Source organism: Vibrio sp. SBT000027 (genome assembly GCF_963894355.1).
Lineage (GTDB): Bacteria > Pseudomonadota > Gammaproteobacteria > Enterobacterales > Vibrionaceae > Vibrio > Vibrio splendidus.
In genome coordinates this window covers 921,165-935,603 of sequence record NZ_CAWQGD010000004.1, presented here as the reverse complement: position 1 = coordinate 935,603, position 14,439 = coordinate 921,165, and the positions used below count along the sequence as shown (strand labels likewise).

12 protein-coding genes are annotated in these 14,439 nt (G+C 43.2%); 5 read left to right on the top strand and 7 right to left on the bottom strand.

Features of this window, described 5'->3' with window-relative positions; genetic code table 11:
• Positions 1–81: 81 nt before the first annotated feature.
• The 3 genes from glgA to topA all read right to left on the bottom strand — a co-directional run bounded on the left by glgA (position 82) and on the right by topA (position 5,909).
• Positions 82–1,536: a glycogen synthase GlgA gene (gene glgA, locus AACU28_RS14095; protein ID WP_121603089.1), complete on the bottom strand. Its 1,455-nt coding sequence runs from the start codon at positions 1,534–1,536 to the stop codon at positions 82–84.
• Positions 1,526–2,755: a glucose-1-phosphate adenylyltransferase gene (gene glgC, locus AACU28_RS14090; RefSeq protein ID WP_076648142.1), complete on the bottom strand. Its 1,230-nt coding sequence runs from the start codon at positions 2,753–2,755 to the stop codon at positions 1,526–1,528. The genes glgA and glgC overlap by 11 nt, the downstream gene beginning before the upstream one ends.
• A 523-nt stretch (positions 2,756–3,278) precedes the next feature.
• The gene (gene topA / locus AACU28_RS14085; RefSeq protein ID WP_017095683.1) at positions 3,279–5,909 is read right to left on the bottom strand and encodes a type I DNA topoisomerase; all 2,631 of its coding nucleotides are present in this window, start codon (positions 5,907–5,909) and stop codon (positions 3,279–3,281) included.
• Positions 5,910–6,348: 439 nt separating this feature from the next.
• On the opposite strand from topA, the gene AACU28_RS14080 reads away from it, so the two are divergent.
• Positions 6,349–6,594: a YciN family protein gene (locus tag AACU28_RS14080; RefSeq protein WP_004736440.1), complete on the top strand. Its 246-nt coding sequence runs from the start codon at positions 6,349–6,351 to the stop codon at positions 6,592–6,594.
• A 62-nt stretch (positions 6,595–6,656) separates the two neighbouring features.
• On the opposite strand, the gene aroA is transcribed toward AACU28_RS14080, so the two are convergent.
• Positions 6,657–7,937, bottom strand: a complete 1,281-nt coding sequence (aroA, locus tag AACU28_RS14075; protein WP_017078162.1) for a 3-phosphoshikimate 1-carboxyvinyltransferase — start codon at positions 7,935–7,937, stop codon at positions 6,657–6,659.
• A 162-nt stretch (positions 7,938–8,099) separates the two neighbouring features.
• The gene (locus tag AACU28_RS14070; RefSeq protein ID WP_004736438.1) at positions 8,100–8,555 is read right to left on the bottom strand and encodes an outer membrane lipoprotein; all 456 of its coding nucleotides are present in this window, start codon (positions 8,553–8,555) and stop codon (positions 8,100–8,102) included.
• A 53-nt stretch (positions 8,556–8,608) separates the two neighbouring features.
• On the opposite strand from AACU28_RS14070, the gene aat reads away from it, so the two are divergent.
• The 3 genes from aat (at position 8,609) to infA (ending at position 10,317) form a co-directional block, all read left to right on the top strand.
• Complete coding sequence (gene aat / locus AACU28_RS14065; RefSeq protein WP_121603088.1) at positions 8,609–9,322, top strand: leucyl/phenylalanyl-tRNA--protein transferase; 714 nt, start codon at positions 8,609–8,611, stop codon at positions 9,320–9,322.
• On the top strand, positions 9,319–10,017 hold the full coding sequence (locus tag AACU28_RS14060) for an arginyltransferase (protein WP_121603087.1): 699 nt from the start codon (positions 9,319–9,321) through the stop codon (positions 10,015–10,017). The genes aat and AACU28_RS14060 overlap by 4 nt, the downstream gene beginning before the upstream one ends.
• Positions 10,018–10,098: 81 nt before the next feature.
• Entirely contained in the window at positions 10,099–10,317 is a 219-nt protein-coding gene (gene infA, locus AACU28_RS14055) for a translation initiation factor IF-1 (protein WP_001040192.1), read from the top strand.
• 387 nt (positions 10,318–10,704) lie between these two features.
• On the opposite strand, the gene clpA is transcribed toward infA, so the two are convergent.
• Together clpA and clpS are read right to left on the bottom strand one after the other, a co-directional pair.
• The gene (clpA, locus tag AACU28_RS14050) at positions 10,705–12,978 is read right to left on the bottom strand and encodes an ATP-dependent Clp protease ATP-binding subunit ClpA (protein WP_004736550.1); all 2,274 of its coding nucleotides are present in this window, start codon (positions 12,976–12,978) and stop codon (positions 10,705–10,707) included.
• A gap of 39 nt (positions 12,979–13,017) precedes the next feature.
• Positions 13,018–13,338: an ATP-dependent Clp protease adapter ClpS gene (gene clpS / locus AACU28_RS14045; RefSeq protein ID WP_004736549.1), complete on the bottom strand. Its 321-nt coding sequence runs from the start codon at positions 13,336–13,338 to the stop codon at positions 13,018–13,020.
• Between the two features lie 586 nt (positions 13,339–13,924).
• Here clpS and cspD point away from each other — a divergent pair.
• Positions 13,925–14,146 (top strand): cold shock domain-containing protein CspD, encoded by a 222-nt coding sequence (gene cspD, locus AACU28_RS14040; protein ID WP_004736548.1) that lies wholly within the window; start codon positions 13,925–13,927, stop codon positions 14,144–14,146.
• The last annotated feature ends 293 nt before the right edge of the window (positions 14,147–14,439 follow it).

The following is a 14,439-nucleotide window of genomic DNA, read 5'->3' as shown; positions in this document are numbered from 1 at the left end:
AAGGCACTCTACTATCAGAGCGCCTTCTACTATTAAGTTCAGTTGTTATACATCAGATTATTTTACAGCTAATTCAGCACGTTAAAATGCAGAATGGTACATCGTAAGATATTCCTTTGCCGCATCTTCCCAACTAAAATCTTGTTGCATCGCGTAAAGTTGAACACGTTTAATTTCAGCGGGATTTTGTGCATAAAGTAGTAATGAACGATGCAATACTGCCAGTAACGCTTGCGGTGTTGGCTCTTCAAAAGCAAAGCCGGTCGCTATCTCGGGATCCTGATCGTAATTATTCACACTGTCTTTTAAACCGCCCACAGAGCGAACAATCGGTAACGTACCGTAAGCCATGCTGTAGATTTGGTTTAAGCCACAAGGTTCGAACTCCGAAGGCATCAAGAAGAAATCAGAACCCGCTTCAACTAAGTGCGCAAGCTCATTATTATACGCTTCTACAAACGAGAACTTATCTGAGTGAAGTGCCGACAGCTCTTTCAGCTGGCTCGCTAAAACTGGATCACCAGTACCGACAATCACGATCTGAAGATCGTTTTTCAAAAACTGTTCGATGATAGGCAGTAAGTAATGAACACCTTTCTGATTAGTCAAACGACAAACCATGCCATAAACCGCACACTCGGTGACGGGGAGGCCAACATCTTGCTGCAGTTTTTGCTTACAAGCTGACTTCCCACGAACCATGCTGTGCTTTGTCGCTTTGAATTTACGAGGGAGGAAAGCGTCCGTTTCCGGGTTCCAAGCTCCGTAATCACAACCATTCAAAATACCAAAAAGATCCGCGGATCTGTACTGGAATTCTGCTGCCATACCATGACTGCCTAATTCCGTTTTCAACTCCTCGGCATACGTTGGACTGACTGCGTTCACCTTATCAGCACACATCACGCCGGCTCTCAGCATTGTGACATGCGTGTCACTCACTGAAGCTTCAGGCACATTGTAGCTATGCATTTCTGGTAGAAATTGCAGTTCATCGTATGCGAACACACCTTTGAAAACTGCGTTATGAATTGAGATAACACTGCGCGTATTTTCAAAGAAATCATGTTGTTGATAACGTGATTTAAGCAAAAAAGGAACAAAGCCTGTATGCCAGTCATTTACATGAATGATATCAGGTTGGAAGCCAAGCTTAGGAAGCATATCAAGGCAGGCTGCACTGAAGAACGAGAAACGCTCTCCGTTATCTGCGTAAGCTTGATTATTTTCTGCGTACATTTCTGGACGGTCGAAATATTTGGCACATTCGATACCAAAAACTTGAACACCTTCTACACTCAGTTTTTTGACTTGGTAAGCGGTATGAGGCCAATGATCGAGCTCGGTCGATAAAATGACTTCGGCTGCATCAATGTTTGGAATGTTTCTATACGCGGGGATAGTCACTCGAACGTCCTGTTCGAGTGTTTGTAACGCTTTCGGCAGTGCCTTGGCTACATCAGCCAAGCCACCACTTTTAATCAAGCCTTCAACTTCAGACGCTACAAAAAGTACCGAGAGAGTTTTAGTAACCAACTCGTGCTCCTTTAGAAATAACAACTACACCATCGTCAGATACGTGGTAATGCTTTTTGTCTTCTGTCAGGTTTACACCAATTTGAGTGCCTGGTGCGATGTCTGCATCTTTATCAATGATAACGCGACGAAGTATACAACCCTCGCCCACCTTCACATCACCTAATAAAATACTCTCACTAATATCACACGCTGATGCGATATTGCTGCGGAAGCCTAATACACTCTTTTCAATACGCGAACCACGTACGTAACTACCGCTACACACAAGGCTATCAATGATCTGAATTCGACCATTAGCCGAGTCAGTAAATGTAGCTGGTGGTAGTGGCGGATAGTAAGTGTGTAGAGGCCATTTACGGTTGTATAGCGAGAATGGTGCATCTTTCTTAAGAAGGTCCATATGTGCTTGCCAGTACGCATCAATCGTACCTACATCGCGCCAGTAAACTTCTTCTTTCTCACCAGTAATACGGTTGGTGCTGAAATCATAAACAAACACATCACCACGTGGGAACATGTTTGGAATAATGTCTTTCCCGAAGTCATGTGAAGATTCAGGTTTATCTGCATCTTCCGTGAGTTCAGCAAAAAGTTCTTTCGCTTCAAACACGTAGTTGCCCATTGAAACGAGCGCTGACTCTGGGTCTCCCGGAATCGACTTAGGATTTGCAGGCTTCTCTTCAAAGCCAATCATGCGGCCTTCAGCATCAACCTCGATAACACCGAATTCTGATGCTTCAGCAAGCGGCATACGCAGTGCAGAGACGGTTAATGCTGCTTTCTTTTCTTTATGGAAATCAAGCATTTGTTTGATGTCCATTTTATAGATATGGTCAGAACCAAAAATACAGACTTGATCAGGTTCTTCCAGCTCCATAAAACCCATATTTTGGTAGATAGCATCTGCTGTGCCTTCATACCAACGCTTTCCTTTACGCATTTGCGCAGGAATTGGGTCGATAAAACGATCTGTGATGCCACTGATATTCCAACCTTTTTTCATGTGGTGGAACAGAGATTGTGACTTAAATTGTGTTAATACGTAGATCTTCATAAGATCAGCATTAACGAAGTTGTTCAAAGCGAAATCAATTAAGCGGTAACTACCACCGAAAGGAACCGAGGGTTTGCTGCGAGATTCAGTCAAAGGTCTTAAGCGAGAGCCTTCACCACCAGCAAGAATCATTCCCAATACACCAGCCATTTTATTCTCCATATATCTATAGCTTGTCGATGTCAGTACTCGTAGAGGTGTCTTCCTCTGGGGGATGAGCACTAACACTTATTTCGGTACTTAACGAATATTCATTCACATACAGTGACAATATCCTAAGCCAAACGTTGTTATGCGTGCACTATTCTTTGCACTTGGTTTTATATACGTTATCGACTTTTCGGTCGATTTCAATTTTTAATACGCCATTCTGTGCTATGTAAGCTGATTGCTTTCCTAAGACTTAAAGCAGCTCACACTACACCGTGCGGGCGAAACATTACATTAACACCCGTCACACATCAGGTATACAACTAAACACTGATCTTTGAGTTACAATATTTGAATTAAGTTACATTCTCGTTAAAGTTGCATAAGAAGATATAATTAATCACCTCCATTTATTTTACCCTGTGAATTTAATAAATTCTCGCAATCAATACACAAAATCAACCAGTTGCATAATTAGTCGTATTTTGGTCAAAAAAAAACAGCCTAATGGCTGTTTTTTTCAAATAACGTTCAGTTACTTCTCTTTAGGCTTTTTACGTTTATCCGTAATTTCCCACTTACCATCGATGTACAACGCAGTCCAACCAGATGGTTTACCATCCGCTTCAGTACGAACGTAGTTCTCTTTGGTCTTACGACTAAAACGAACGACTGTCGGCTTGCCATCAGGATCAGCAACTGGTGCTGATGTCAGGTATTGGAATTTAGGTGAAATACGGTCTTTAAAACGTACCAGCTCTTCCACTAATGGCGCACGTGTTTCACGTGATTTAGGAAAGTTGCTCGCTGCCATAAATAGACCAGAAGCACCGTCACGAAGTACGAAGTACGCATCTGAGTTTTCACATGGAAGTTCAGGAAAATGCACTGGGTCTTCTTTAGGTGGCGCTACTTCGCCATTTCTCAGAATCTTACGAGTGTTCTTACAATCTTCACTCGTACAGTCCATGTATTTACCGAAACGACCGTTCTTCAGAACCATGTCAGAACCACATTTGTCACACTCAACAAGTGGACCATCGTAGCCTTTGACTTTGAATTCGCCGTGTTCAACCACATAACCTTCACAGTTAGGGTTGTTACCACACACGTGCATCTTACGCTTATCATCAATCAGATAAGCATCCATTGCCGTTTCACAAATAGGACAACGCTTTTTCGCTCGAAGTGCTGCTGTTTCAACGTCTTCTTCAAGAACGTTAATAATACCTTCTTCATCACCAAGGTTGATTGTTGTCTTACAACGCTCTTTTGGTGGAAGTGCATAACCAGAACAACCTAGGAATACGCCTGTCGAAGCTGTACGAATACCCATTTTACGGCTACAAGTTGGACATTCAATATCGGTTTCTACGATATGATTTGGCTTCATGCCACCAGCGTCTTCGTCTAAATCCGCTTTTTCCAAATCGCCAGTAAAGTCTTCGAAGAAGTTATCTAGCACGCCTTTCCAGCTTGCTTCGCCTTCTGCAATTTGGTCTAACTTCTGCTCCATACGAGCAGTAAAGTCATAGTTCATTAGATCATTGAAACTGCCATCTAGGCGGTCAGTAACAATTTCACCCATCTTCTCAGCATAGAAACGGCGCTGTTCAACTTTTACATAACCGCGATCTTGAATCGTCGAGATGATTGATGCGTAAGTTGAAGGACGACCAATACCGCGCTTCTCAAGCTCTTTAACTAGCGCAGCTTCAGTGAAACGTGCTGGTGGCTTAGTGAAGTGCTGTTTAGGGTCGAGTGCGATTAAGTCTAGCTTTTCACCAACCTGTACAGCAGGAAGAATAGTATCTTCATTTTTGCCCATTGGACGTTGAACGCGAGTCCAACCGTCAAACTTAAGAATACGGCCTTTCGCTTTTAACGTGTACTCATCCGCTTTAACGCTTACTGTCGTTGAATCGTATTGCGCAGGTGTCATTTGACAAGCAACGAATTGATTCCAAATCAGTGAATATAGCTTGTGTGCGTCTGCGTCTACGCCGTTTAGGTCTTCCGACTTAACATCTACACTTGAAGGACGAATCGCTTCGTGGGCCTCTTGAGCGCCCTCTTTGCTGCCGTATACAAGTGCTTTAGGTGGGAGATATTGCTCGCCGTACTCAGAACCAATGTATTCACGAGCGGCTTCAACAGCTTCTGAACTCAAGTTGGTTGAGTCAGTACGCATATAAGTGATGTAACCCGCTTCATACAAACGTTGAGCCAACATCATGGTTTTCTTCACGCCGTAACCAAGACGCGTACTCGCCGCTTGTTGCAGCGTAGACGTGATGTAAGGGGCAGACGGCTTACTCTTAGTTGGGCGGTCTTCACGTTTACATACTTCGTATTGAGCTTTTTCTAAAACGCTAACTGCAGCTTGTGTTTGCGCTTCATTATCAGGTTTAAACGCAACGCCGTCTTTCTGAGCGACTTGCAGTCTGAAATCTGTTTTCTCTGCTGTTTTGGTATCAGCATGCACATCCCAGAACTCTTCGGGGATAAAAGCGTTGATCTCGCGCTCACGCTCAACCAGTAATTTTACAGCGACTGATTGAACACGGCCAGCGGACAGGCCTCGTGCTACTTTCTTCCAAAGCAGTGGTGACACCATAAAGCCAACAACACGGTCCATAAAACGTCGTGCTTGTTGTGCGTTTACGCCATCAATGTTTAGCTCACCTGGAGTTTCAAAAGCTTGTTGAATAGCATTTTTAGTGATTTCGTTAAACACCACTCGCTTGTATCGCGTTTCATCACCACCGATGATCTCACGAAGGTGCCATGCGATAGCTTCTCCTTCGCGGTCCAAATCGGTTGCGAGATAAACATGGTCTGCGTTCTCAGCCAGTTTTTGCAATTCAGCAACGACTTTTTCTTTACCAGGTAAAATTTGGTAGTTCGCTTCCCACTCTTGATATGGGTTGATACCCATCTTTTTAATGAGAGCTTTGCGATCTTTTTCTTTCTTGATACGAGCTTTATCTTCTGGGCTCATACCCTTGGTTGAAACTGCAGCAGCCTTTTGACCAGTACTTTGACCCGCCGTTGGTAAATCACGTACGTGACCTACACTCGACTTAACGACAAAGTCTTTGCCAAGATATTTATTGATAGTTTTAGCCTTGGCTGGCGACTCCACTATAACGAGCGATTTACCCATATTGACTCTAACGTCCTTAATCACGATGCTTCAGCACCAACAATTTAGCTTGTGGGCTTTTACGCATGATATTCTAAATTCATTGCTTCTTTTTTTACTATTGTGCGAGATTACTAGAAGATCAACCGCTTTTTTCAAAATTGGATCTGATCGCTCGACAATTCGACGACTCATAGAGAAAAGGGGCACAATATAAAGAAGCTATAAAGTACTCACTAAGAATACTTGCAAGAGCCTATTCATCAGGCATTACGTCTAAACGGGCTCATACTAAGCTTGTCCGCGAATCTAACGCGAGCCCCATTCAATTATTTTTGCCGTAAATCACAAAATAAATTGTGGATGTTTGAAAAGACTCTCTTAATCGGTTGTGAAATCATTGAATTTCTAGTTCGACACCATAAACTCAACGTTATATTCAGTTATCAGAGATAAACTCATGACAAAGAAAGTAATAGCAGAATTTGATTTACTGCTTATCGCAAACCAAATTATCCAATCACATGATGACTACATTGAAGGCATGCGCGCAAACAGCGTAGTAGAAAAAGACGATGTCCTCATCTTCAAAGGTGAATACTTCTTAGACAGCAATGGAATGCCGACAGAGAATACAACCGCAGTATTTAACATGTTTAAATACTTAGCGCACCATCTTTCAAAAGAATTTACGCTTCAGCAATAACGAAAAAGCTTGCCATTTAGGCAAGCTTTTTTACTTCCTGGACCGTTATATGCTTAGCATTTTTATTGACTCAGCATTTTCAGCTTGTCGAAGTAGTCAGGGAAAGTCTTTGAAGTACAACCTGGATCATTAATTGTCACAGGTGTATCACTCAACGCCACCAGCGAGAAACACATCGCCATACGGTGGTCATCATAGGTATCGATCGCCGCATGTGTCAGTTGAGCAACAGGATTAACGATGATGTAATCTTCACCCTCTTCGACCTCTGCGCCAACTTTACGAAGCTCTGTCGCCATCGCTGCTAAGCGGTCGGTCTCTTTCACACGCCAGTTGTAAACATTACGGATTGCCGTTGTACCTTTAGCAAACAAAGCTGTCGTTGCGATAGTCATCGCTGCATCTGGGATATGGTTATAGTCCATATCAATGCCTTTCAGCTCACCACAACGAGAGATAACGTAGTCGTCACCCCATTCAATTTCAGCACCCATTTTTTCAAGCGCATCAGCGAATTGGATATCACCTTGGATACTGTTTTTACCAATACCCGTTACTTTAATCTCACCGCCTTTAATCGCTGCGGCTGCAAGGAAGTATGACGCAGATGATGCATCACCCTCAACCAAGAAATCACCCGGTGCTGAGTAAGATTGCCCAGTCGGAATTACGAACTCTTGGTAATCGTTGTTGATCACATCCACACCAAATTGTTTCATAATGTGTAGCGTGATATCGATGTAAGGTTTAGAGACCAATTCACCCTCAATTTTGATTGTTACCTCACCTTCAGCTAAAGGCGCAGCCATCAAAAATGCCGTCAAGAATTGGCTAGAGATAGAACCATCGATTGAAACCGTACCGCTTTTAAGGCCAGTACCCGTGATCTTCAATGGTGGGTAATTTTCGTTTTCTAGGTATTCAACGTCGGCGCCGGCTTCTTGCAGTGCAGTCACTAAGTGACCGATTGGTCGCTCTTTCATGCGAGGCTCGCCAGTCAGAACATATTCACCACGCCCCAAACAAAGTGCAGCAGCCAGCGGGCGCATCGCCGTACCCGCATTGCCTAAGAAAAGCTCTAGGGCTTTGTCACTTGAGAATGCACCACCCACACCCGTCACTTCACAGACGGTTTTATCTGCAGACAGCTGATAATCAACACCTAATTGCGTCAAAGCATTCAGCATATGGCGAATATCATCACTGTCTAGTAAGTTTGTTAGGCGCGTGGTTCCCGTTGAAAGTGCTGCCAAAAGAAGCGCACGGTTGGAAACACTTTTTGAGCCAGGTAAGTTAACTTCCCCGCTCACTTTTTGAATTGGTTGTAACGTAAGGCTTTCCATTAAATCTTATAGTCCTTGTACCACCCGAAGTCACTGGCGCGTATTTATTTTCGGGTGATGAATAATTCTTCGTACTTGCAGACTAACGAACTTTTCCAATGAACTCCAGAGCTAATCCCCTCGATAAAGGCGATTAATTAGCCAACCAAACACATTTTCATACTAGTACACGAGATCAACTCGAACGCCATCTGAAAAATAGAGAATTCGCACATCATCACCTCGGTTAAACAACATCGAGTTATCGACGTCTTGAATGATGTTAACCAACTTGTCATCTTTAGTTTTGACCAATAACTCGACGAGCTTATATTCCACTTTGTATTGTGTGTTACCTCGATTTCGAGCAATCCCGGCGCCCGCCACAGCACCGACGGCCGTTGCGACTTCTTTGCCGGTACCGCCACCAAATTGATTACCTATCAAGCCACCAATAGCCGCACCTAACAAGGTTTCCCAACCATTCGCTTTCGACTCTACGATCTCTTGTTGGGTAATGTATCTGACTGTGTCAATTTCACCATAAACGACCTCATTGACTGGTCGAGCTTGGTTTCTGTTGTAAGCTGCATTTGCCAACATGGGCAAAACAAGTAAAATCCAAAGCAACTTTTTCATGGTAAAACTCCTAAAGACCTCTTGGTCAGTGATTAATCTGTAACGCGGTACTTATGACTATATACCTAACCGAACTTGATACTACTAGTATAGAGTTTCCTTCGCCTTTCGACGCGCTTGATGAACCTAACGGTCTGCTCGCCTTCGGTGGTGATTTGTCACCCATGCGAATTTTAAACGCTTATAGCCAAGGTATATTTCCATGGTACGGCCCAGGGGAGCCTATACTTTGGTGGAGCCCAGCACCACGAGCGGTATTTAATCCTAAGACATTCGAACCGTCAAAAAGTCTTAAAAAGTTTCAAAGAAAGCATAATTACCGTGTCAGCATCAACCAAGCGACAGACAAAGTGATTGGCTACTGCTCCTCGCTAAGACCCGAAGAAGAAACTTGGCTAAACGGTGACATGCAGTCAGCGTACCGCAAACTTTCTTCATTAGGCTTCTGCCACTCCGTTGAGGTTTGGCAAGGAGACGAGCTTATCGGCGGACTTTACGGTTTACAAAGAGGCCAAGTCTTTTGTGGTGAATCGATGTTTAGTCTGAAGACCAATGCCTCTAAAATTGCACTGTGGTACTTTTGTGAACACTTTACACGATTCGGAGGAAGGCTCATCGATTGCCAAGTCATGAACCCTCATTTGGAATCCTTGGGCGCTATCGAAGTAGAAAGAGATGAGTTCCTTAGTGCTTTGAAAATACTTAAAGAAAACCAACTTAGCGATGGATGTTTTAAATCACAATGGCTAGAGGGAACGCCTTCATGAGTTCAGATTTACAACAAATCAGAATTGGATTGACAGATAACCATGCTTGCAGCTACCTGCCACATCTTCAAGAAAGAGTGGCGGTCACGCTTGATGAACACATGCATACTTCAGATAATTATGAAGTTCTGCTCGCCAACGGATTTCGCCGCAGTGGAGCGACCATTTATAAGCCACATTGCGATAATTGCTCTGCGTGCCAAGCTATTCGCCTCTCGATTCCCGAAGTCAAGTTTTCCAAAAGCCAACGACGAATCCTCAACAAAGCCAAATCACTACGTTGGGAATTGAAAGACGAGATGGATGACAACTGGTTTGACTTATATAGTCGCTATATAACCGCTCGTCACCGTTCCGGAACCATGTATCCCCCAAAAAAAGAAGAGTTTCTACAATTCTCTAAAAATGAATGGCTTGCCACAAAGTTCATGCACATCTATGATGATAACCAGTTAGTCGGCATCGCCGTCACTGATGTGATGTCTCACTGCACAAGCGCATTTTATACCTTCTTCGATCCTGATATCGACATCTCTATGGGAACACTAGGTGTTCTGTTTCAAATCCAGCACGCCCAGAAAGAACAGAAACAGTGGTTATATTTGGGTTATCAAATCGATGAATGTCCTGCGATGAACTATAAAGTACGATTTCAACGTCATCAAAGGCTAGTAAATCAGCGGTGGCAAGGGTAGAATACGCGACAACTTTACATATTTTGATTTTAACGGCACAATCAAGCCGTTGAAAACCGCCAAATTTCGAAAGAGGATTAGATGGCTAAAGAAGACGTAATCGAGATGCAAGGCACGGTCCTTGATACTCTACCAAACACGATGTTCCGTGTTGAGCTTGAAAACGGTCACGTAGTGACAGCACACATCTCTGGTAAAATGCGTAAAAACTACATCCGTATTCTTACTGGTGATAAAGTAACTGTTGAGATGACTCCATACGACCTTTCTAAAGGCCGCATCGTCTTCCGTGCTCGTTAATTTTTAATTACCGAATACGATAAGAAGCGGAGCTTGATGCTCCGTTTTTTATCGACCAAACAAATACTAAAGAAACACCTGGTTAGCTCTCCAAGAGCCCCAACAACACCTTCAGTCTCTCGTAACATTCCCCTGCAATACACTTCCTAATAACAGTATCACCAATAACAGTATCACCAATCGCTGTTTGTATATGCGTAGGTTAGCCAGCATAAACGGTTTATGGTCAAACAGTGCCACAACCCCAATCCACAGCTTTCTCTTTGTTTCAGCTACTCTATAACTAAAAAAAAACGCACAACCGAAGTCATGCGTTTATTATCATGATTAGCTGTACCGCGCTCTCAATAAGCAGTCAGCAACAGCTTAAGCTATTAAGAAATAGGCTTAATGCATAACCTCTTCTTTAGCACCAACATAGATGAAATCTAGATCGTCTTTAATCAGGGATACTTTAACCGTACCGCCGTCAACCAAACTACCAAACAGCAATTCATTAGCAAGAGGCTTTTTAAGCTTCTCTTGAATCACTCGTCCCATAGGACGCGCACCCATAGTCTTGTCATAACCTCTTTCAGCTAACCAATGACGAGCATCCTCAGAAACTTCTAAAGACACGCCTCGAGCGTCCAGTTGAACCTGAAGCTCAACAATGAACTTGTCGACAACTTGGTTAATCACACTTGGATCAAGGCTGTTGAACCAAATGACATTATCAAGACGGTTACGGAACTCAGGAGTAAATACCTTCTTGATTTCGCCCATCGCATCTGGCGCATGATCTTGTTGGATCAGGCCGATCGATTTTTTCTCGGTTTCAGCCACACCTGCGTTGGTCGTCATCACTAGAATCACGTTGCGGAAGTCCGCTTTGCGACCATTGTTGTCAGTTAGCGTGCCGTTATCCATCACCTGCAGTAGCAAGTTAAAGATATCTGGGTGAGCTTTCTCGATTTCATCCAGTAACACAACAGAGTGCGGGTTCTTGATTACGGCATCAGTTAGTAAGCCACCTTGATCGTAACCAACATAACCAGGAGGAGCACCGATCAAACGGCTCACAGAGTGACGCTCACCGTACTCAGACATGTCAAAGCGCAACAGTTCAATACCCATCAACTTAGACAGCTGTACAGTCACCTCTGTTTTACCTACACCAGTAGGACCAGCGAATAGGAATGAACCAACAGGTTTATTGTCTGCACCCAATCCTGCACGAGTCAGCTTAATCGCTTCGCTCAATACATCGATCGCTGGGTCTTGTCCGAATACCAACATTTTCATGCGGTCATCCAGTTTCTGTAACGTATCTTTGTCTGAAGATGATACTGACTTCTCAGGAATACGAGCCATTTTCGCAACCATTGACTCAATATCAGCCACGCTTACCGTTTTCTTACGACGGCTTGCTGGTGCCAAACGACTACGAGCGCCGGCTTCATCAATCACGTCAATTGCCTTATCTGGAAGGTGACGTTCATTAATGTATTTAGCTGACAGCTCCACAGCGGCACGCAACGCTTTGTTGGTGTAACGCACTTCGTGGTGAGCTTCGTATTTTGGCTTCAAACCGATCAGAATCTTGGTTGTGTCATCTAACGATGGTTCAATAATATCAATTTTCTGGAAGCGACGAGCTAAAGCACGCTCCTTCTCAAAAATGCTGCTGTACTCTTGGTATGTCGTTGAGCCGATGCAACGTAATTTACCGCTGCTTAGTAATGGCTTAATTAAGTTTGCCGCATCAACCTGACCACCCGATGCTGCACCTGCACCAATAATGGTGTGGATCTCATCAATGAATAGGATTGCGTCTTCTTCTTTCTCTAGTTGCTTAAGAATCGCTTTAAAACGTTTCTCAAAGTCACCACGATATTTAGTCCCAGCTAGAAGTGAACCAATATCTAAAGAATAAATCACACTACTCTGAATGATTTCAGGCACTTGACCTTCAACAATACGCCAAGCAAGACCTTCAGCGATTGCGGTCTTACCCACACCCGCTTCACCCACTAACAAAGGGTTGTTTTTACGACGACGACATAGAACTTGAACCGTACGCTCGAGCTCTTTATCACGCCCGATAAGCGGGTCAATATTACCTTGTTTCGCTACTTCGTTAAGGTTAGTTGCAAAATTTTCTAGACGATCTTCAGAGTTAGCTTCTTCTGCATTCTCTGCACCACCAAATGAATCAGACGGTGATGAACTATCACCTTCGTTACTGGCTTTGGTAATGCCATGAGAAATAAAGTTAACGATATCTAAGCGGCTAATGTCGTTTTTCTTGAGTAAATATGCCGCATGAGATTCTTGCTCACTGAAAATAGCCACAAGTACATTTGCACCTGTAACTTCGCTACGACCTGAAGACTGAACATGAAAAACAGCACGTTGAAGTACTCGTTGGAAGCTCAACGTAGGCTGAGTCTCACGAGTCTCGTCACTTTCTGGGATAAGTGGGGTTGTTTGATCGATAAAAATATCGAGCTCATTGCGAAGAGCATCGAGATCAGCCTGACAAGCTTGGAGCGCTTCCTTGGCCGCATCATTTTCTAATAATGCTAGTAGGAGGTGTTCGACAGTCATGAATTCATGTCGCTTGTCTCGCGCACGAGCAAATGCACCATTTAAACTCGTCTCTAATTCTTTATTTAGCATAAGTACCTCCTAAGGGAACAACAGTGTTGTTCGAGCAATTTATACTTGCTCCATTGTACATAGTAGCGGATGCTCATTTTCCTTTGAGTACATCTTTACTTGCGCTACCTTTGTTTCCGCTATTTCAGCACTGTATGTGCCGCATATAGCTTTACCTTCATAATGAACCTTGAGCATCACTTCCGTTGCTTGTTCGATATCTAGTGAGAAGAATCGCTCTAGGATCTCGATTACAAAGTCCATAGGCGTGTAGTCATCGTTATTCAATACAACGTTATACATCGCCGGTGGCTTTACTTTTGTCTCTTCTTTCTCCAGTAAATCTGAGCCTGGAGATGCCCATTCAAAGTTTCTGCTCATATCGCTTTGCTAAGAGTTATTTTTCGGAAGTCGTGAGTGTTACGTCATTCAAATTTACCACATTCACGCATTACGGTGTACTAAGAAACTGCACCGAGAAACAGTACCAAAAAATATTCCTCTATACTGAGCCTAATCCACCATTTCCATCGCTGCAAATAAAAGATCTCTATTAACAGGATTAACATATGTGATTGATTAAAAAGACACCATAACTATTGATGCTAACGATAAGATTACCGCTAAGTTACTATTTAGTTAATAGTTTGCAGTTAATCTCGAATGTGATTTGTTATTAAAATTGATCACTTTTATACCAATTTACTATTGACTGCGCTCAATCATTAGCTACATTGGAGCTAAAAGGTTTTTCTGATACAACTTTATAACAAGATTCGAAATCGAGTAATACGCGTTAAGAATGACCAATAAGGAATAATTACGCAGGGTAGCGTTAATTTCCGTAAGCAATGTATGAGATTCAAGCTATCAGCTGAAATTCTTTAGTTGGTAGGAATGATATCAATCGCACTTACAACAATTGATATAACAACGTTAGTAACAAAATGCATGAGGGATGTATAGCATGGCTACAGGTACAGTAAAATGGTTTAACAATGCCAAAGGGTTTGGCTTTATTTGTCCAGAAGGTGAAGACGGCGATATTTTCGCGCACTACTCCACAATACAGATGGAAGGTTATCGAACCTTAAAGGCAGGTCAGCAGGTCGACTATGAAGTAGAAAGTGGACCTAAAGGCTCGCACGCTAGCTCTGTTGTTCCTGTAGAAGGCAGCGCCGCTAAATAGGCGATGGCCAAATCATGTTAACCTCCATCAGTCGTAATTAACGGCTGACAGGTAAGCAGAATATTGAAACCGCTCATTTGATACCCCTAATACAGGATTAAATGAGCGGTTTTTCGATCTAGAAGCTATAACGTCGCTCACAATACGATTCGCTCGAGGATGTTTGCCCCCAAGGTACTTCTGGGTCTAGGTCTAGGTCTAGGTCTAGGTCTAGGTCTAGGTCTAGGTCTAGGGAAGCATTATGAATAAAAAAGACGCTTTAACGTTATCGTTAAAGCGTCTTTCGTTTTGTC